At 66.1% G+C, this 19366-nt stretch carries 15 protein-coding genes; 11 read left to right on the top strand and 4 right to left on the bottom strand.

What is annotated here, in order from left to right:
* Positions 1-16: 16 nt before the first annotated feature.
* Positions 17-985: a proteasome assembly chaperone family protein gene (locus tag WFI54_RS01375; RefSeq protein ID WP_336651009.1), complete on the top strand. Its 969-nt coding sequence runs from the start codon at positions 17-19 to the stop codon at positions 983-985.
* Positions 986-1168: 183 nt separating this feature from the next.
* Positions 1169-2461 carry an RNA polymerase sigma factor gene (locus WFI54_RS01370; protein WP_336651008.1) on the top strand — a complete coding sequence of 431 codons (1293 nt, stop codon included), beginning with the start codon at positions 1169-1171 and terminating at the stop codon, positions 2459-2461.
* 81 nt (positions 2462-2542) lie between these two features.
* On the opposite strand, the gene WFI54_RS01365 is transcribed toward WFI54_RS01370, so the two are convergent.
* Complete coding sequence (locus tag WFI54_RS01365) at positions 2543-2764, bottom strand: DUF7455 domain-containing protein (RefSeq protein WP_336651007.1); 222 nt, start codon at positions 2762-2764, stop codon at positions 2543-2545.
* A gap of 200 nt (positions 2765-2964) precedes the next feature.
* Here WFI54_RS01365 and WFI54_RS01360 point away from each other — a divergent pair, with 200 nt between their 5' ends.
* Entirely contained in the window at positions 2965-5100 is a 2136-nt protein-coding gene (locus WFI54_RS01360) for a DNA gyrase/topoisomerase IV subunit B (RefSeq protein ID WP_336651006.1), read from the top strand.
* Positions 5101-5314: 214 nt separating this feature from the next.
* Positions 5315-6196, top strand: a complete 882-nt coding sequence (locus WFI54_RS01355; protein ID WP_336651005.1) for an EamA family transporter — start codon at positions 5315-5317, stop codon at positions 6194-6196.
* Positions 6197-6266: 70 nt separating this feature from the next.
* Here the strand turns inward: WFI54_RS01355 and WFI54_RS01350 are convergent, their stop codons facing one another.
* Entirely contained in the window at positions 6267-8720 is a 2454-nt protein-coding gene (locus tag WFI54_RS01350) for a DNA gyrase/topoisomerase IV subunit A (protein WP_336651004.1), read from the bottom strand.
* Between the two features lie 10 nt (positions 8721-8730).
* Between WFI54_RS01350 and WFI54_RS01345 the strand changes: the two genes are divergently transcribed.
* A complete protein-coding gene (locus tag WFI54_RS01345; protein WP_336651003.1) occupies positions 8731-9939 on the top strand; it encodes an alkaline phosphatase family protein in 1209 nt (402 codons plus the stop codon).
* Between the two features lie 30 nt (positions 9940-9969).
* Here the strand turns inward: WFI54_RS01345 and sepH are convergent, their stop codons facing one another.
* The gene (gene sepH / locus WFI54_RS01340; RefSeq protein WP_336651002.1) at positions 9970-11172 is read right to left on the bottom strand and encodes a septation protein SepH; all 1203 of its coding nucleotides are present in this window, start codon (positions 11170-11172) and stop codon (positions 9970-9972) included.
* A gap of 224 nt (positions 11173-11396) precedes the next feature.
* Between sepH and WFI54_RS01335 the strand changes: the two genes are divergently transcribed.
* The gene (locus WFI54_RS01335; RefSeq protein ID WP_336651001.1) at positions 11397-11687 is read left to right on the top strand and encodes a DUF4193 family protein; all 291 of its coding nucleotides are present in this window, start codon (positions 11397-11399) and stop codon (positions 11685-11687) included.
* A 120-nt stretch (positions 11688-11807) separates the two neighbouring features.
* Here WFI54_RS01335 and WFI54_RS01330 read toward each other — a convergent pair whose 3' ends face one another.
* On the bottom strand, positions 11808-12278 hold the full coding sequence (locus WFI54_RS01330) for a DUF3093 domain-containing protein (protein ID WP_336651000.1): 471 nt from the start codon (positions 12276-12278) through the stop codon (positions 11808-11810).
* 100 nt (positions 12279-12378) lie between these two features.
* On the opposite strand from WFI54_RS01330, the gene dut reads away from it, so the two are divergent.
* From dut to dxs, 5 genes are all read left to right on the top strand, one after another.
* Positions 12379-12816 carry a dUTP diphosphatase gene (gene dut, locus WFI54_RS01325; RefSeq protein ID WP_336650999.1) on the top strand — a complete coding sequence of 146 codons (438 nt, stop codon included), beginning with the start codon at positions 12379-12381 and terminating at the stop codon, positions 12814-12816.
* A 64-nt stretch (positions 12817-12880) separates the two neighbouring features.
* Complete coding sequence (locus tag WFI54_RS01320; RefSeq protein WP_336650998.1) at positions 12881-13546, top strand: DUF3710 domain-containing protein; 666 nt, start codon at positions 12881-12883, stop codon at positions 13544-13546.
* Entirely contained in the window at positions 13543-14316 is a 774-nt protein-coding gene (locus tag WFI54_RS01315; RefSeq protein ID WP_336650997.1) for a DUF3159 domain-containing protein, read from the top strand. Before WFI54_RS01320 ends, WFI54_RS01315 begins: the two co-directional genes overlap by 4 nt.
* Before the next feature lie 154 nt (positions 14317-14470).
* On the top strand, positions 14471-17158 hold the full coding sequence (gene acnA, locus WFI54_RS01310; protein WP_336650996.1) for an aconitate hydratase AcnA: 2688 nt from the start codon (positions 14471-14473) through the stop codon (positions 17156-17158).
* Positions 17159-17358: 200 nt separating this feature from the next.
* On the top strand, positions 17359-19311 hold the full coding sequence (gene dxs, locus WFI54_RS01305) for a 1-deoxy-D-xylulose-5-phosphate synthase (RefSeq protein ID WP_336651634.1): 1953 nt from the start codon (positions 17359-17361) through the stop codon (positions 19309-19311).
* Positions 19312-19366 lie beyond the last annotated feature (55 nt).

Raw genomic sequence — 19366 nt, 5'->3', positions numbered from 1 at the left:
TTCGTAGGATGGAGGCGTGACCGATTCGATCTTCTCCGCAGACTACGCCGAGCGACGGGCGCGGGTGCCGCGCGGCCTGCCGCTCGTTGTTGCCATGCAGGGGCTGACCGATGCCGGCGGCGCGGTCTCGCAGCTCGAGGAGTATCTCTGGGATCGCTACGAGCCTGAAGAGCTGGTGCGTTTCAACGCAGACCTGCTGCTCGACTACCGCGCGCGTCGGCCGGTCATCACTTTCGATGAGGATCACCTCGTCGATTACTCTCCCGAGGAGCTCATGCTCAGCCTCGTGCACGACGAGCTCGGCAAGCCGTTCCTGCTGTTGAGTGGGTACGAACCCGACTTCCGCTGGGAGCAGTTCATCGACACGGTGCTGCTGCTGGTGCACGAGTTCGAGGTCTCGATCACGGTGTGGTCGCACGCGCTTCCCATGCCGGTGCCTCACACTCGGCCGATATCGATGACGGTCAGCGGATCGCGTGATGATCTCATCGAGGAGCGCTCGGTGTGGCGTCCGACCACTCGGCTGTCGGCCTCTGCGGCGCATGTGCTCGAGTATCGGCTGCACAGCCTCGGTGAGGAGGTGGTGGGATTCGCGCTGCTGATCCCGCACTATCTCGCGAATACCGAGTACCCGGAGGCCCTCTACGCGGCTCTCGACGGCATCATGGCGGCAACAGGGCTGATCCTGTCGACCGACTCGGTACGCGAGGCCTCGCGTCGTTTCATGACGCAGGTTGACGAGCAGATCGCCGGAAATCAGGAGTCGCTCGATATGGTGCGCACGCTTGAGGGGCGTTACGACGCATATATGGAGGATCAGACCATCCGTTCGCCTTTGATCGGCGAAGACGGCATGATTCCGACCGCGGAGCAGCTGGCGAGCGAGCTTGAGCGCTTCCTCGCGGAGCGTCAAACCGGATCCGATTCCGACGATGATTCAGGCGCCGGATCGGACGGCGATAGCGGAGTCGGCGGCGGTCGCTGAGGGCACTGCAGCGGCTGTCAGATGGGGCGCGCTCGGCATGCAATAATAGAGGTTGTAGCCCATTCAATCCGGCGTTATCCCGTGCTCGGGAATACGACGGGCTTGACATGGGTTTTCATGCTGTGAGCACTCGTCGATGCCATCGACGGCTCAGGCGGAGACACCAGACAGAGAGGCGGCTGCGTGGCAACTGCATCCACGACCAGGACTCGTGCAACGTCCGCGAAGGCGGCGAAGAAGGATTCCGAGACGGCCGATCAGGTCGCAACGGAGGAGGTCGTCGAGGCCGCGGCACCGAAGAAGGCGCCGGCGGCGAAGAAAGCCCCCGCGGCCAAGAAGGCTGCGCCCAAGAAGGCCGCGTCGGCAGCTCAGAAGCCTGCCGGGCGTCGCGCGAGCAAGAAAGATGATCTGCTCGACGAAGTCGACGCCGAGGTCGACGAAGAGAACGCAGAAGCCGAGGAGGAGAAGCCCAGCCCCGTGGTGGCCGAGCCTCTTCCCACCGGTGCGATCGTGCTCAAAGCCTCCGATGAGGAGGACGTGCCCACTGTCACTACCGCAATCCCCGGCGCAACCGCGGATCCGGTGAAGGACTACCTCAAGCAGATCGGCAAGGTCGCGCTGCTGAATGCGGCTGAAGAGGTCGAGCTTGCGATGCGAATCGAAGCAGGCCTGTTCGCGGAGGAGAAGCTCGCGACTGAGAAGGGCCTCTCGAAGAAGCTCACCCGTGAACTCAAGTGGGTGGCTCGTGACGGCCAGCGCGCGAAGAGCCATCTGCTCGGCGCGAACCTGCGCCTCGTGGTGTCGCTCGCGAAGCGCTACACGGGACGCGGGATGCAGTTTCTCGACCTCATTCAGGAGGGCAACCTCGGCCTGATCCGCGCGGTTGAGAAGTTCGACTACACCAAGGGCTTCAAGTTCTCGACCTACGCGACCTGGTGGATCCGCCAGGCCATCACGCGCGCCATGGCCGATCAGGCTCGCACCATCCGCATCCCGGTGCACATGGTGGAGGTCATCAATAAGCTCGCGCGCGTGCAGCGTCAGATGCTGCAGGATCTCGGCCGCGAGCCCACCCCTGAAGAACTGAGCCGCGAGCTCGACATGACCCCTGAGAAGGTCGTCGAGGTGCAGAAGTACGGGCGCGAGCCCATCTCGCTGCACACCCCGCTCGGTGAAGACGGCGACAGCGAGTTCGGTGATCTCATTGAGGACACCGAAGCGGTCGTGCCGGCCGACGCGGTGGGCTTTACGATGCTGCAGCAGCAGCTCGAGCAGCTGCTCGATTCGCTCTCCGAGCGCGAAGCCGGAGTGATCCGCATGCGCTTCGGCCTCGGTGACGGGATGCCGAAGACGCTCGATCAGATCGGTGACACCTTCGGTGTGACGCGCGAGCGTATTCGCCAGATCGAGTCGAAGACGATGGCGAAGCTGCGTCACCCCTCACGCTCGCAGCAGCTGCGCGACTACCTGGAGTAAGTCGCCAGCAGGCGCATAGCCGAAGCGCCGCCCCTCGAAGTGATTCGAGGGGCGGCGCTTCGTGTATGCTGCGGGAAAGTTCTAGGCCCCGAGGCGGTGGCTCTCGTCGTGCCATACATCTGCCATCGGGCGCAGCTTCTCTTCATGCTTGTGGGCGTGGTGGGCGCAGAATAGCAGCTCACTGCCGCTGAGCATCACTCGCACATATGCCTGGGCGCCGCAGCTGTCGCAGCGGTCCAAGGCGCTGAGCGGGCGATCCGCCGCCTCGACTTCGGTCGCACGATCTTGCTCGAGTGTCGTCATGGCATCCTCCCGTTCGTCCGATCAATCGTTCCACCTCTATCCAAGCACGCCGAGGTGATTTTCGTGCCTCAGCAAGCCCGGGTTCGCTGTGCGCGTAGCCCGGCATCGCGCGGGATCCGCACTCGCCGAGCGATACGACAGTCCACGTCGGTGGTCTGCCCTAGGGTAGATGCGTCCGTCGAGCAGAGGAGATCCCCACAGTGGCATCGGAGCGTTCAGCGACCGGGGCGGCAACGTCCACCTCAGCGGAGTCGAGCTACTCCGCCAGGCACCTCACCGTGCTCGAAGGTCTCGAAGCGGTGCGCAAGCGGCCCGGCATGTACATCGGTACGACCGATTCGCGCGGCCTCATGCACTGCCTCTGGGAGATCATCGACAACTCCGTCGACGAGGCCCTGGCAGGACACGGCCGTGAGATCGGCATCACCCTCCACGAAGACGGCAGTGTGACGGTCTCCGATCAGGGGCGCGGCGTGCCCGTCGATGTCGAGCCGAAGAGCGGCCTGTCCGGCGTCGAACTCGTCTTCACGAAGCTGCACGCTGGCGGCAAGTTCGGCGGCGGCGGCTACGCCTCTTCCGGTGGTCTGCACGGCGTCGGCGCATCGGTGGTGAACGCACTCTCTTCCCGGCTCGACGTCGAGGTCGATCGCGACGGCAAGACCTGGGCGATGTCGTTCCGTCACGGCGAGCCTGGCATCTTCGACGGCGATGGTCCCGATGCCCCGTTCACCGCGTTCGAGGATTCCTCGGAGTTGCGCGTCGTTGGCAAGGTGAAGAAGGGCGTCACCGGCACCCGCGTGCGCTACTGGGCCGATCCGCAAATCTTCCTCGCCACCGCCCGCTTCGAACCCGATGCTCTCGTGGCCCGGGCCCGTCAGACCGCGTTCCTCGTGCCCGGCCTCGCCATCGAAATCACTGATCGTCGGCCTGAGTCGCTCACCGAGGCGGGTGACCCGCCGGTGCACCGCTTCGAGTACGAGGGTGGCATTTCTGAGTTCGTCGACTTCCTCGCGGTCGATGCGCCCCTCACTGAAACTTGGCGGATCATCGACTCCGGCACCTTCACTGAGACGGTGCCCGTGATGGACGAACAAACCGGGCACCTGGTGTCGCGCGAGGTGGAGCGCAGCTGCGAGGTCGATATCGCATTGCGCTGGGGCACCGGCTACGACACCGAGGTGCAAACCTTCGTCAACATCATCTCGACGCCGAAGGGCGGCACGCATCTCAGCGGCTTCGAACAGGGGCTCACTCGTTTCTTCCGCAAGCAAATCGAGCAGAACGCTCGCAAGCTGAAGGCCGGCAGCGACCGGCCCGACAAGGACGACATTCTCACAGGTCTCACCGCAGTGGTGACCGTGCGTGTGCCAGAACCTCAGTTCGAGGGCCAGACCAAGGAGGTGCTCGGCACCGCTGCTGTGCGCTCCATCGTCTCCCGCGCCATCGTGAAGGGTCTCGACGCGCGTTACGCCTCGACCAAGCGCGACGACAAAGCCCAGACGAGCGCCCTGCTCGAGAAGATGGTCTCCGAGATGAAGGCCCGCATCGCGCTGCGAGCTCAGCGGGATACCGCGCGTCGGAAGAGCTCACTCGAAAGCTCATCGCTGCCGGCGAAGCTCATCGACTGCCGCTCGAAGAACGTGGCCGAAACCGAGCTGTTCATCGTCGAGGGCGATAGCGCACTCGGCACGGCCCGCCCTGCGCGCGACAGCGAGTTTCAGGCGCTGCTGCCGATTCGCGGCAAGATCCTCAATGTGCAGAAAGCCTCTGTCGCCGAGATGCTGTCGAATGCCGAGTGCGGTGCCATCATCAAGGTCATCGGTGCGGGGTCTGGCCGTGATTTCGAGATCGATTCGGCACGCTACGGCAAGGTGATCCTCATGAGCGACGCCGATGTTGATGGCGCGCACATTCGCACGCTGCTGCTCACGCTGTTCTTCCGCTACATGCGGCCGATGCTCGAGGCGGGGCGCGTCTACGCCGCAGTGCCGCCGCTGCACCGGGTGATCGTGCAGAACGCCGGGCGCAAACCGAACGACGTCATCTACACCTACAGCGAGCGCGAACTGACGGCGTTGCTCGCCGATCTGCGCAAGCGCGGTAAGAAGTATCAGGAGCCCATTCAGCGGTACAAGGGCCTCGGTGAGATGGATGCGGATCAGCTCGCGGAGACGACAATGGATCGTTCGCAGCGCACGCTGCGTCGCGTGCGTGTGGAGGATGCGCAGGCCGCCTCTCGGGTATTCGAGCTGCTGATGGGCAACGAGGTTGCTCCACGCAAGGAGTTCATCGTGGAGAACGCCGACGATCTCGACAGGGAGCGCATCGACGCGTAGCGTACAGCGGCCCCGCCGAGCTCACGGGCGGTCGGCCCGCTGCTAGGCTTGAAAGCGATAGCGCCTAGGGTTCCGGGGTCGCGGTGTTCGCACCTGATCCGTCTGGTCCGAGCGGCGCCACGTCGGGTTCCATGATCCGGCGTCATCTGACAGGACAAAAGCCCGGAGGAACCTCGCCCGTCGCGCCGTTCGCGATCGGGCAGAAGGTTCTGCCGTGCCCATTTCAGCCCTGTTTCTCGTGCTCGCTGCGGCGATCACTCACGCGGCGTGGAACATCATCGCGCACGGTTCGAGCCGTTCCGGTGTGCCGTTCCTCTGGTGGGGCTCGGTGGCGAGCACCCTCCTCTGGGCCGCTGTGGTGCCCGTTACCGGCGGGCTCGGCACTGCCTCGGCCGGCGCGTTCCTGCTGGGTGTCGGTGTTTCCGGTGCACTGCATGTGCTCTATATGCTCGTGCTGCAACGCGGCTATGCGCGCGGTGATCTTTCCACGGTGTACGCAACGGCGCGGGGCACCGCTCCCATCCTCACTGTGGTGGTGGCCGTCGCGCTGCTCTGCGAGCGCCCCGGCCCTGGCGCGCTCATCGGTGTGCTACTGGTGATCGGAGGTGTTGCGGCGTTTGGTGTTGTCGGCCGACCCGGCCGAGGAGTGCGGCGGCGTCGCTTCGATCCCGGGCTCGTCTATGGGCTCCTGACAGGGGTGGCGATTGCCGCCTACACGGTGTGGGACGCTCACGCAGTGGCGGGCACGGGAATCGCGCCTGTGGCGTTCATGGTGGGGTGCACCCTCGCCGAGATTCCGCTTTTCTCCGTGATGCTGCTGCTTGAGCAGCGCGGAGGAGCGATCGCGCGGCTGCGTGAGGAGCTGCGCCGCAACAGGTTGCGTTTGCTCGCCTTTGGTGTGCTGTCGCCGCTTTCCTACGTGCTCGTGTTGACGGCTGTGACACTTGCGCCGGTGTCGTTGGTGGCGCCTGTGCGTGAGGTGAGCGTGGTGCTGGTGGGGCTCTACGGTGCGATCCGCTACAAAGAAGACCGACCGTTGCTGCGGCTGCTGGCCGCGGGGATCGTGGTGGTAGGGGTGCTGATGGTGGCGCTGTGACGCAGGCATGCGGGGGCGGATCGCCGGCCGCTGATGTGGCACGGCCCGCTAAGGCCTTGCCACATGAATGCTACGGGGCTTCGCCGACGTAGGCTGCGGCACCGTCGATGGGCTGCCCGGAGCCGTCGCGCTTGCCGAGTTCGCTCGGCAGCTTGCGAGCTGTGCCGTCGGCGGCGAGAGCGCGAGGTTCACCGGTGCCGATCCACGCGCAGGCGATCTGGTCTTCCCACTTGAGGAAGCGTTGAGCTCGCACACCGCCGGTGGCGCGCCCCTTCGCTGGGAACTCCGACCACTCGGTCACCTTCGCAGTGGCGACGTCGGTGCCCGGCAGAGTGATCGAGCTGTCGGCGACGGTGACCACGCGAGCCTCTGCGCCGTTGGGCACGGCTCCCGCGAACACGACCCGTGCTTCGCTGCCGAGGCGGATCCCCGCCATTCCGGCGGCGGGGCGACCCTGCGGTCGCACCGAGGATGCCGCGAAGCGCAGCAGCTGCGCATCGCTCGTTACCACTGCGAACTCGCTGTCATCTGACGCGGCGAAGGCGCCGACGAGGCGGTCGCCCGCTTTCAGCCCGATCAACTCGAACGAGGGCTTCGCAGGGAGATCGGTGAGCACCACACGCTTCACCGTGCCCTGCTCGGTAAAGAGGCCTACTGGCGTTTCGACGTCGAGCGGCACGAGACCCACGACGCGGAGCTTTTTGTCGGTGAGGCCCAGGTAATCGGCGATCTTCACGCCGGCCGAGAACGCGATGGATGCGGCCGGCACGAGCGGCAGGTCGACGGGGGTGAAGCGGTGCAGGGTGCCGTCGGAGAGGATCGCGCCCAGCTCGCCCCGCACAGTGCCGTCGGCGCGCGACACCACGGCACCGTGCTTGGTCGCCCGGGCTGCGGCGCGGGGCGACTCGGCGGCCTCGGGGTCGCGGTCGATGCGTAGCGCGCGGCCCGTCGCCGAGAGCAGCACCGTGCAAGGGGTGTCGGCCACTTCGAGCGAGGCTGCGGATGCTGAGGCGCGCGCTGGTCGCGCCACCGCTCCGGTGAGCACGGTGCGTCGTGGGGTGCCGAACGCTTCGGCCGCCTGGTCGAGTTCGGCGGCGACGACGCCGCGGAGCTTCTCGTCGCTGCTCAGAATTTCGAGGAGGGCCTCGATCTCGGCACGCAGCTGGTCTCGCTCGGATTCGAGCTCGACCCTGGAGAACTTGGTGAGGCGGCGCAGGCGCAGCTCGAGGATGTACTCGGCCTGCGGCTCGGAGAGGTCGAACACCTGCATGAGCCGCGTGCGGGCCGTCTCGGCGTCGTCGCTCGTGCGGATGAGCTGGATGACCTCGTCGATGTCGAGGATCGCGATGAGCAGGCCTTCGACGAGGTGCAGCCGTTCGCGGCGCTTCTTCAGGCGGTACTCGCTGCGGCGCGTAATCACCGAGACCCGGTGGTCGAGAAAGACCCGCAGCATCTCACGCAGGCCGAGCGTCTGCGGCTGCCCCTTCACGAGAGCCACCGAGTTGATGCTGAACGAGTCTTCAAGCGGGGTGTAGCGGTACAGCTGCTCGAGCACGGCCTCCGGCGAGAACCCGGTCTTGAGGGTAATGACGAGGCGCAACCCGTTCTTGCGGTCGGTGAGGTCGGCCACATCGGAAATGCCCGAGAGCTTTTTCGCTTCGACGCCCTGCTTGATCTTCTCGATGACGCGCTCGGGGCCGACGAGGTAGGGCAGTTCGGTGACGATCAAGCCGGTGCGTCGCGGCCCGAGCGGCTCGACCGACACCTTTGCGCGGGTGCGGAACGCGCCGCGCCCGGTGCGGTAGGCGTCTTTCACACCGTCGAGACCGACGATGATGCCGCCGCCCGGCAAATCTGGGCCCGGGATGAACTCCATGAGTTCGTCAATGGTGGCCTCCGGGTGATGCAGCAGATGCTTCGCGCCGTCGACGACCTCGATGAGGTTGTGCGGGGCGAGGTTCGTGGCCATGCCGACAGCGATGCCACTGGCACCGTTCACCAGCAGATTGGGCACCGCTGAGGGCAGCACCTCCGGCTGCATGATCTGGTTGTCGTAGTTGGGCACGAAGTCAACGACGTCTTCGTCGAGCGCTTCGGTCATCGCGAGCGCGGCGCCTGCGAGGCGCGCCTCCGTGTAACGCGACGCGGCTGGGCCGTCATCAAGCGAGCCGAAGTTGCCGTGGCCGTCGACGAGTGGCAAACGCATCGCGAAGCCCTGGGCGAGGCGCACAAGCGCATCGTAGATGGACGCGTCACCGTGCGGGTGCAACTTGCCCATCACCTCGCCCACGACGCGCGCCGACTTCACGTGGCCCTTCTCGGGGCGCAGGCCCATGTCCTGCATCATGAAGAGGATGCGCCGCTGCACGGGCTTGAGCCCGTCGCGGGCGTCGGGAAGAGCGCGCGAGTAGATCACCGAGTAGGCGTACTCGAGAAATGATCCCTCCATCTCCTGCGAGATGTCGATGTCTTCGATGCGTTCCCCCGCGGTCTCGTGCGGGGCGTCACTTCGGGATTCGGTCATAATGGAGATCATGCTACCGACGACCGCCGACAACGGTGCGAGGCTGGCCGCGATTCTGCCAAGCGGGATCTCCGCGGTCGCCAGGGGGCTCGGCGTCGATCCGCGAGCAGCGCTCGAGATCACCCCGGGCGTGCCAGTGCCCGACACCGCCAAGCTCCCCGCGATCCGCTCCTTCGTGATGATCGTGGTCGACGGCCTCGGCCACGCGAATCTGCAGGCCCGCAAGGGGCACGCCCCGGCGCTCGCCAAGCTGCCCAAACGGCGCATCGAAACCGTTGCCCCATCGACCACGGGTGCGGCGCTCACCACGCTCACCACCGGGCGCCTGCCCGGTGCGCACGGATTGATCGGCTACCGGATCCGCCACCCAAAGCTCGGCCTCGTAACAACGTTGAAAGATTGGCAGGGCATCGAGGATCGCTCGGCCTGGCAGCGAGCGACGCCGCTGTTCACGGTCGCCAGCGCTATCGGCGCTCGGCCCGTCGCGATCGGGCGACCGGCGCACGCTACAGGCGGCCTCACTGAGGCAATTCTCAGCGGTGCCGAGTACGTACCAGGGCAGCGGATCGAGGATCGCTTCGCGGCCGCGTCGCAGCTGCTGCGGCGCGGCGAGCCTATCGTGGCGTATCTCTACATCGACGAGCTCGACAAGGCGGCGCATGAGCACGGCTGGCAGAGCGACGCCTGGGCGCGGTGGCTCGAACGTTTCGACGCCGAACTCGATGCGTTCTTGCGTACGCTGCCTGGAGACGTTGGGGTCGTTGTGACAGCCGATCACGGCATTGTCGACGTTGGCGCGCACCAGCAAGTGATGCTCGACGCTGATACCGAGCTGTTCGCGGATGTCGACGAGGTTGGGGGAGAGCCCCGCTTCCGCTCACTGTTCCTGCTCGACGGTGCCGACGCGCAGGCAGTCGCGCGCCTCTGGGCCGAGGCCGAGGGTGCCCGCGCGTGGGTCGCGACGCGAGAGGAAGCCGTCGCTTCCGGGTGCTTCGGTGCTGTCGCGCCGGAGGTTGCGCAGCGGATCGGCGACGTGGTGATCGCGGCGCGCAAGCAGGTGGCCTACTACAGCTCAGCCGACGATCCGCGCTCGCTCGACATGGTGGGGCAGCACGGGTCGTTCAGCGAGGACGAGCGAGGCGTGCCGCTTGTGCTGGCGGGTGCGCTCGCGGGCAGCGGCTTCGCTTCAGCCGTCGCAGCAGCGACGCCGGCGTTTTAGACAGCGCCTCGCGGGCGTTGCCGAGACCCCCTACGCCGGGTCCTCGTCGCTGCGGGTGCCGAAGAGGATGTCATCCCAACTGGGAATCGAAGCGCGGCCCTTTCGCCCGCCTCGTTCGCCCTCCGACGATTCGCCCTTGCGGCCGGAGTCTGGCTTGCGGTTTGCCTCGTTCTGGCGGGTCAGCTCGGTTTGCTCCGTCGTATGCTCAGTTGCCTCTGGGGCGCCGCTCACGGCACCCCAGATGCTGCGCGGGGGAGTCGGGATTGGTTCAGGATCGGCCGCAGGAGCGGGAGGAGCCGGAGGCACGGGCTGCACACTGGGGTGCACTGGCGTCGGCCGTTCGAGCGGCTCCTCCGCGGTGTTCCGGCTGCGATCGCGCTCGCCACGTCGTTTGCGCAGAGCGTCGAGCAGATCCGCGGTTTGGCTCAGATCGGAGTCCGCAGCCTCCGACTTAATCGCGCGCTGATCGATCTCGCGACGACGCTGGTACTCGGCGTTCGCGTCGGAGAGTGGGGCGGGGAGGTCTGCAGTGGTCTCTGGTTCGACGGGGTCACCGTGCGCTTCTGCGGCGTCTTCGGAAGCAACTGATTCAGCCTCGGACGATTCGCGGAAAGCCCCGGAGTCGAAACGCGGTGAGGCATCGGCTGCATCGACGGCACGCAGCTTCGGGATGAGCCTGTCTCCGACATCGCCCTGCTTCGACAAGTTGACGGCGTCGGGGTTGACCGGGGAAAGCAGGCCCTTGCGGTGCTCAAACGCCCAGACCGCGCGATGCGCAACATCGTGGGAGATGAACTCGAGGGCGATCATCCAACCAGTCTCGGGATCACGCCATGACGACCACTCACTAGTGTCACATCCGAGGCCGATGAGACGCTCAGCGATCACGGCGCCGAAGCGCTGATCGCCGTCATCGTCCGATACGGTGCGCACGGGTACGGCGTGGGCGCGTTCGAGCACATAGTTGCGCTCGGCGATCACGGGCTCCTCATAGCGCTCGATGTCGGCCTCGTCGAGGCCGGTCAACTGCGCGACCTGCGAGCGTGTCTTTCCAGCTCTGATGAGGGATTGGATTTCGCGTGGGCGCACGCGGGAAGTGTCGCGCTCCCGCCGGCCCAGATGGCGCATTTCGCTGAGCACGGCATCGTCGACGACGAGACGGAACTCCTCGCCGGCGTCGTTGGCAACGATCAGCGAACGCTCTTCGCGTCGCACAAGGCGCAATTCGTCCATCGGCGCTTCCCTTCGTGAGTCGCGACCCAGGCTGCCACAGATCCGCCGTTCCTCTGGGTATTGACGCGGCGCGTGCCCCAGAATGCCGCGGAGAACATGCCTGCGAGACTTCGCGTACAGAGAAATCCGAGGCGAAGAGTTTGCGCCGAACCGTGATCGTAGGGCAGACTATGGCCGCTCGAACGATGAGGTGCCGCTCCCGCGGCACGGGAATGCAGGAGAGAATGGCCACCGATTACGACGCCCCGCGCAAGTCCGAGGAAGAAGCCGAGTCGATCGAGGCTCTGAAGGAACGCGGACCCGCCAAGGGAGCCTCCGGTATCGACTCGGAGGATGCCGACAACCCGAGCTTCAACATCGGCGGATCGGACCTGTCCGACGTCGAGCTCGACGTGGTAGTGCTGCCGCAGCAAGACGACGAGTTCACCTGTGTGAGCTGCTTCCTGGTGCGCCACCGCTCGCAGATGGCCGAGGAGACTGATCTCGGACCGGTCTGCGCGGAGTGCGCAGCCTGAATCCAGCAGGCGATTCAGCGGATGCCACGCCGGGGCCTTAGCTCCGGGAATGCGCTGCCTGAATTCAGCCAGCGGAGAGTCGTGTTCTGCCCGAGGCACTCGCCTCGGGCAGAACACGAGTCAGCCCTTCGCGGCCTCGATCGCTTCGGCGAGCTTTTGCGGGTGCCGCGTGGTGATGATCCAGAACGGTGCCGGATCAGCGGGGTCGATGTTCTCGATCCGCACACCTCGGTGAATCCACCCGCGCACCACGAGGTAGCTGCGCGCGTCGACGCCCGGCCCGATTGCTGCGCGAATGCCCTCTGAGCCGAGCAACTCGATGCTGCCGAGCTGCTGCACCGGGATCTCGGCCCGCCCGGCCGTCAGGCGTTGCCCCTGCACGGTGATCAGCGGGCACATGAGCGTCACCGCGACGGCGACGATGAGGTACGCCGCGATGCCTACCGGCAAGGCGAGTGTCGAATCGATCGGGGTGAGTACCAGCGCGACCGCGGGCACGAGCAGCAGCAGGGCGATGTAGAGGCCGACCCCGGGGAGCAGTCGCTCCCGGTAGGCACGGGCGGTGGGCGCTGCGTCTGATCGACTCGTCATGCCTCCATTATCCCAGCGTCGCGCGGGGAGGATGCCGAGCGCCGAGGCTCGGCTGCTGAGGCGCACAGGGGTTCTCGGTCGGATCCGGTAGCCTGTCCGGGTGACCGATGTCGTAGAGATTCCCATTCGAGCCGAGATCCCCCCGCGCTATGCGCACGCCGATGATGCCGGGGCCGACCTGTTCGCCTCCGAATCGGTGCTGCTGGAGCCTGGGGAGCGTGCGCTGATCGGGACGGGAGTGGCCATTGCACTGCCCGAGGGCTACGCGGCTTTCGTGGTGCCTCGCAGTGGTCTTGCCGCAAAGCACGGCATCACCGTGGTGAACTCGCCCGGCACGGTGGACGCCGGATACCGCGGTGAAATCAAGGTGACGCTGCTCAACACGGATCGCTCCGAACCGTTCCAAGTGGAGGCCGGCGACCGGATCGCGCAGCTGATCGTCACCCCGGTGTCTCGCGCGGTATTCGTGCCGGTGTCCCAGCTGCCTGAAAGCGTGCGTGGCGAGTCAGGGTTCGGATCGACAGGAGTGCGCGGCTGAGACCGCGCTCCCACAATTGACGGAGAGCCCGGAAGCCCGGGCACGAATAAGGAGTGTTCCGAGGATGAGCGAAGAACGACAGGCCGACGAGGTCGAGCTGAGGGAGCCTCAGGCGCCGCAGATCGACGATGCGAAGTCGGCGCCCGCGGATCGGGCCGAAGCGGGCCCCTTCGACGCGAGCGAAGTTCCTGCGATGCGCCCCTACGTGGATCTGGGCGGCATCAAGGTGGCGCCGCGCGAGGGGCTGCAGTTGCGTCTTGAGGTCGATGAGCGCGCGAATCGCGTAGTTGCAGTGTCGCTCGACTATGCGGAGTCGCTGCTGCAGGTGCAGGCTTTCGCTGCGCCGAAATCCACTGGACTATGGCATGGCGTGCGCGCTGAGCTTGCGCAGCAGATGGCTGGCCAGGGAGCGGCGCTTGTTGAGGAAGATGGCCCGCTCGGTCCAGAGCTTGTGGCGCAGACGGCAGTTCCGGCGGAGCAGGGCGGCGGCACCCGTGTTGCGCGCTTCATCGCAGTGGACGGCCCCCGCTGGATGCTGCGCGGCGTGATCATGGGCAAGGCTGCCATTGATGTGGCGACTCGCGAGCGGGTGATGGATCTGTTCCGTGAGCTCGTTGTGGTGCGTGGCGAGCAGCCGATGCCTCCGAGCGAACTGTTGCCGCTGCGCGTGCCGGCAGGTGTGCAGGCGCAGCGCCAGGAGCCTGCCGCAGGTGGGGTTCAGCAGGCGTGAGCGCCAGACCCGACGACGCATCCGAGGGGCTTGAGGCAACGACCGGCCCCGATGCGCGTGCTCTGGGGTCTCGGGGCGGCTTGGGCAGTGTTGTCGAGGCTGGGATGCACGGCGAGGGCGTCTCGGCACGGGGCGTGCTCGATGCGATCGGCGGTTGGCGCGGGATCGCGGAGGCACTGGTGCCGGCAACGCTCTATTTGGGCGTGTACATCGTCACCCGCGACGCCCGGGTGGCGGCGATCGCGCCTCTCGTGATTGCGCTGCTCGCTTTCGGCTGGCGGCTGATCCGTCGGGAGCCGGTTTCTGCGGCACTGTCGGGTTTGGTGGGTGTGCTGATCTGTGTGGCAGTGACGATGTTCACCGGCCGCGGCGAGGATTACTACCTGCCCGGATTCTGGATCAACGCGGCGTGGATCGTGGCGCACACGGTGTCGCTGCTTGTGGGCTGGCCGCTGATCGGTCTGCTGCTCGGCTTCCTGCGCGGATCACTCACGGAGTGGCGGCGGATCCCGGTGCTGCGGCGCGCTGCGAAGCTCTGCACGGTGTTCTGGATTGCCGCCTTCGGCGCGCGTCTCGCCGTGCAGCTGCCACTCTATTTCGCTGCGGAGCGCGGCGGAGGAGACGCTGCGGTGGATGCGCTGGGACTCGCCCGGCTGCTGATGGGTGTTCCGCTGTTCGCGCTGGCCGCGATCTTGACCTGGCTTGTGCTGAGTCGGGTGTCTGCGTCGCTCGCAGAGCAGTCGAACACGACCCCATCATCTGATGATTAAGCGCCCGAAACCGTTGCAAAAGCAGGGGTTCCGCCTCCGGTAGAGTGATCGAAGAGCGCCCGCAGTGGGTGTAGAATTATCTCGACATCGAGATATCTTGCCTGCGGGCAGGGCGCCGAATACGGCGTGTCGTGACATGAGTGGAGGAACTGCAATGGCAGCGGTCAACAGCTTCGGAGCGAAGGGCACTCTCGCCGTAGGCGAGCAGGAGTACGAGATTTTCCGTATCGATCAGGTGCCGGGACACGAGCGCCTGCCCTACAGCCTGAAGGTGCTGCTCGAGAACCTCCTGCGCACCGAAGACGGCGCCAATGTCACCCGCGCGCACATCGAGGCGCTCGGCGGCTGGGATCCCTCCGCAGAGCCCAACACCGAGATCCAGTTCACTCCCGCGCGCGTGATCATGCAGGACTTCACCGGCGTTCCCTGCGTCGTCGACCTCGCTACTATGCGTGAAGCGGTCGTCGATCTCGGCGGCAGCCCCGACAAGATCAACCCGCTCGCGCCGGCTGAGATGGTGATCGACCACTCGGTGATCTCCGATGTCTACGGCACGCCCGGCGCTGCGGCGCGCAACGTCGAGATCGAGTACCAGCGCAACGGTGAGCGGTACCAGTTCCTCCGCTGGGGCCAGGGCGCCTTCGACGAGTTCAAGGTGGTTCCCCCGGGGACCGGCATCGTGCACCAGGTCAACATCGAATACCTGGCACGGGTCACCTTCACCCGCACTGTTGACGGCGTGCTGCGCGCTTACCCCGACACCTGCGTGGGCACCGATTCGCACACCACCATGCAGAACGGCCTCGGCATTCTCGGCTGGGGCGTTGGCGGCATCGAGGCCGAGGCCGCGATGCTCGGCCAGCCCATCTCGATGCTCATCCCGCGTGTCGTCGGGTTCAAGCTGTCGGGTCAGATCCCCGCTGGTGTGACCGCTACCGACGTGGTGCTCACCATCACCCAGATGCTGCGCAAGCACGGCGTCGTGGGCAAGTTCGTCGAGTTCTACGGCGAGGGCGTCGGCTCGGTGCCGCTCGCCAACCGCGCCACCATCGGCAACATGAGCCCCGAGTTCGGCTCGACCGCGGCCATGTTCCCGGTCGACGATGTCACCCTCGACTACATGCGCCTCACCGGTCGTAGCGAGGAGCAGATCGAGCTGGTGCGTGCGTACACGCAGGCGCAGGGCATGTGGCACGATCCTGCCCGCGAGCCGCAGTTCAGCGAGTACCTCGAGCTCGACCTCAGCACCGTGGTGTCGTCGATCGCAGGTCCGAAGCGCCCGCAGGATCGCATCGAGCTCAGCAACGCGAAGAGCCAGTTCGAAACCGACCTCAAGAACTACGCCCAGGCCGCGAACCCCGCCAAGGTGAAGGATCAGGCCGGCAACGAGTTCGAGCTCGACCACGGCGCGGTCACCCTCGCGTCGATCACCTCCTGCACCAACACCTCGAACCCCTCCGTGATGCTCGCGGCCGGCGTGCTCGCCCGCAACGCCGTCGCCAAGGGCCTCAAGGCCAAGCCGTGGGTGAAGACCACCCTCGCTCCCGGCTCAAAGGTTGTCACCGACTACTACGAGAAGTCTGGCCTCAAGCACGACCTCGAAGCGCTCGGCTTCTACACCGTCGGCTACGGCTGCGTCACCTGCATCGGCAACTCGGGTCCGCTGAACGAGGAGATCTCGCAGGCGGTCAACGACAACGACCTCGCCGTGACGGCAGTTCTCTCGGGCAACCGCAACTTCGAGGGTCGCATCAACCCCGACATCAAGATGAACTACCTCGCGAGCCCGCCGCTCGTGATCGCGTACTCGCTCGCCGGCACTATGGACTTCGACTTCGAGAACCAGCCCCTGGGCGAAGACTCAGAGGGCAACGACGTCTACCTGCGCGACATCTGGCCCGATCCCGTCGAGGTGCAGCAGATCGCCGACGCCTCGATCGGTTCCGAGATGTTCGTCGAGAAGTACGCGACGGTCTTCGACGGCGACGAGCACTGGACCTCGCTCCCCACCCCCGACGGAAACACCTTTGCCTGGGATGACAAGTCGACCTACGTGCGCAAGGCGCCCTACTTCGATGGCATGCAGCGCGATCCGGAGCCCGTCAGCGACATCTCGGGCGCGCGCGTGCTGCTGAAGCTCGGCGACTCCGTCACCACCGACCACATCAGCCCCGCCGGCAGCTTCAAGGCAGAGACCCCCGCGGGCCAGTACCTCGTCGCCAACGGCATCGCCCCGAAGGACTTCAACACCTACGGCTCGCGTCGAGGCAACCACGAGGTCATGATCCGCGGCACCTTCGCGAACATCCGCATCCGCAACCAACTGCTCGCCGCCGAGAACAACGGCGCCGGGGTCGAGGGCGGCTTCACGCGCGACTTCACCCAGGAGGGCGCACCCCAGGCCTACGTCTACGACGCCTGCCAGAACTACCAGGCCGCCGGCATTCCGCTCGTCGTGCTCGGCGGTAAGGAGTACGGCTCGGGCTCGTCGCGCGACTGGGCGGCGAAGGGCACCAGCCTGCTCGGCGTGAAGGCCGTCATCACCGAAAGCTTCGAGCGCATCCACCGCTCTAACCTCATCGGTATGGGCGTGCTGCCGCTGCAGTTCCCCCAGGGTCAGAGCGCCGACAGCCTCGGCCTCGACGGCACTGAGACCTTCGACATCACCGGTGTTGAGCAGCTGAACGAGGGCGTCACCCCCAAGACTGTCGCGGTCACCGCCACCAAGGAAGACGGCTCGCAGGTCGCCTTCGACGCGATCGTGCGCATCGACACCCCCGGTGAGGCCGACTACTACCGCAACGGTGGCATTCTGCAGTACGTGCTGCGCTCGCTGGTCTGAGCCAACACCGTCTGAACCAACACCGCCTGAGCTGCGCTTGGCCGGCCTTATGAACACTGTCTGAGCCAGCATCGCACGAAAGCCCGCACCGCCCTGAGTCCTCGACTCGCTGGGGCGGGGCGGGCTTTCGTCTTGGCCGGGCGCGGTAGACTCGGGGGATGCCCGGCGCATTCCGCCGGAACCGACAGCGGAGGTGGCGAGTGGCGATCCTGGATCGAATCGAAACACCCCGAGACCTCGACGCACTCACTCCCGAGGAGTGCCGGAAGCTCGCGGCCGAGATCCGGGAGTTTCTCATCGCCGAGGTTGCGAAGACCGGGGGTCACCTCGGCCCGAACCTGGGTGTCGTAGAGCTCACGATCGCGATTCACAGGGTGTTCGACTCACCGAGGGATCCGATCGTCTTCGATACCGGCCATCAGAGTTACGTGCACAAGCTACTCACGGGCCGTAGAGACTTCTCGCGGCTACGTCAGCGCGGCGGGCTCGCCGGCTACCCGCAGCGCTCCGAGAGCGAGCACGATATTGTCGAGAGCTCACACGCCTCCAGCTCGTTGAGCTGGGCCGATGGTATCTCGCGAGCATTCGCTCGGCGCGCCCAGCACGACCGGCACGTGGTTGCCGTCGTGGGTGACGGTGCCCTCACCGGCGGGATGACGTGGGAGGCGCTCAACAACATCACCGATGACAACGACCGCAACCTGGTGATCGTCGTCAACGATAACGGTCGGTCTTATGCCCCCACCATCGGTGGCATGGCGCGCTTCCTCAACGGTGTGCGCACCTCGACGAGCTACCGCGAGCTGCAAGAGGGCAGTGAGCGCTTCTTCTCTGCGTTCGGCGCTCCCGGCCGTACCGTATACCGTGCCACGCGCGGGGCGATGCGCGGCATCGCGAGCCGGGCATCGGGTAACCAGGATCTCTACTCGAATCTCGACATCAAGTACGTGGGCCCCATTGACGGCCACGATCTCGAGGCTGTTGAGCGAGGGCTGCGGCAGGCGAAAGACTACGGCCGCCCCACTCTGGTGCACGTCATCACTGAGAAGGGGCGCGGCTACGCTCCCGCAGAAAACGACGAGGCCGACCAGTTCCACTCGGTGGGCAAGATCAACCCCGATAGCGGTGTGCCCGTGCAGGCGGCATCCGGTGCAAGCTGGACGTCGGTGTTCCGTGAACGGATCTTGGAGCTTGCTGCGGGCGACGAACGCATCGTCGCGATCACTGCTGCCATGCTCGCACCCACCGGCCTCGACCTGCTCGCCGAACGACACCCTGAGCGCGTATACGACGTGGGGATCGCCGAGCAGCACGCGGTCACGAGCGCGGCAGGGCTCGCCTACGGTGGGCTGCACCCTGTGGTCGCGATCTACGCGACCTTCATGAACCGCGCCTTTGACCAGCTGCTCATGGACGTCGCTCTGCACCGCGCGGGCGTCACCTTCGTGCTGGATCGGGCGGGCATCACCGGCCCTGACGGTGCGAGCCACAACGGTGTCTGGGATCTCGCGACGCTGCAGATCGTGCCGGGCATCAGGATCGCCGCACCCCGAGACGAGGCGACGCTGCGGGAGCTGCTGGGGGAGGCCGTGCTGGTGGATGACGGCCCCACGGTGATCAGGTATCCAAAGGGCTCGGTGGGCGCGCCGGTGCCGGCCGTGCGGCGCCTCCACGATGGTGTCGACGTGCTGCTCGAAGCACACGAAGGTGCGTCGGGCAGCGATGCTGACAGCGCTGAGCAGACCGACACGTCATCGACTGACGTGCTGTTCGTCACTGTGGGCCCGATGGCTCGGGTGGCCCTTGCTGCCGCCGCAATCCTCGCCGAGCAGGGCATCACGGCCACGGTTGTGGATCCTCGCTGGGTGGTGCCTGTTGCACCCTCGGTCACCGAGCTCGCACGCAGCCACCGTTTGCTCATCAGCATCGAAGATGGCATTCGTGTGGGCGGCGTCGGCACACGTATTCGGCAGGCGTTGCGCGATGCCGGCGTAGACACGGCGGTGAGCGAGCTCGGCACGCCTGATGCGTTCCCGGAGCACGCCTCCCGTGAGGAGCTGCTGCAGGACGCGGGCCTGACCGCTGAACAGATCGCTACGGCGGTGGCGGATCAGGTGCGCGGAAAGCGGATCCCGATCGCCCGCCCGGAGTAGCCGCCACTCGCGGCCACATCTTTATATAGGCAAGAGCCCCTGCTCGGACATGATC

The sequence above is a fragment of the Leucobacter sp. MMO-125 genome (assembly GCF_037148395.1).
In the GTDB taxonomy this organism is placed as follows: domain Bacteria; phylum Actinomycetota; class Actinomycetes; order Actinomycetales; family Microbacteriaceae; genus Leucobacter.
Note: the sequence above shows the minus strand (reverse complement) of the source record. Positions and strands in the feature narration are given on the sequence as shown.

Bases quoted from the DNA above. Each gene is read 5' to 3' on its own strand.
- WFI54_RS01365 (WP_336651007.1), bottom strand. From the start codon at position 2,764: ATGACGACACTCGAGCAAGATCGTGCGACCGAAGTCGAGGCGGCGGAT.
- WFI54_RS01345 (WP_336651003.1), top strand. From the start codon at position 8,731: ATGCTACCGACGACCGCCGACAACGGTGCGAGGCTGGCCGCGATTCTG.
- acnA (WP_336650996.1), top strand. From the start codon at position 14,471: ATGGCAGCGGTCAACAGCTTCGGAGCGAAGGGCACTCTCGCCGTAGGC.
- sepH (WP_336651002.1), bottom strand. From the start codon at position 11,172: ATGGACGAATTGCGCCTTGTGCGACGCGAAGAGCGTTCGCTGATCGTT.
- WFI54_RS01320 (WP_336650998.1), top strand. From the start codon at position 12,881: ATGAGCGAAGAACGACAGGCCGACGAGGTCGAGCTGAGGGAGCCTCAG.
- WFI54_RS01335 (WP_336651001.1), top strand. From the start codon at position 11,397: ATGGCCACCGATTACGACGCCCCGCGCAAGTCCGAGGAAGAAGCCGAG.
- WFI54_RS01350 (WP_336651004.1), bottom strand. From the start codon at position 8,720: ATGACCGAATCCCGAAGTGACGCCCCGCACGAGACCGCGGGGGAACGC.
- WFI54_RS01330 (WP_336651000.1), bottom strand. From the start codon at position 12,278: ATGACGAGTCGATCAGACGCAGCGCCCACCGCCCGTGCCTACCGGGAG.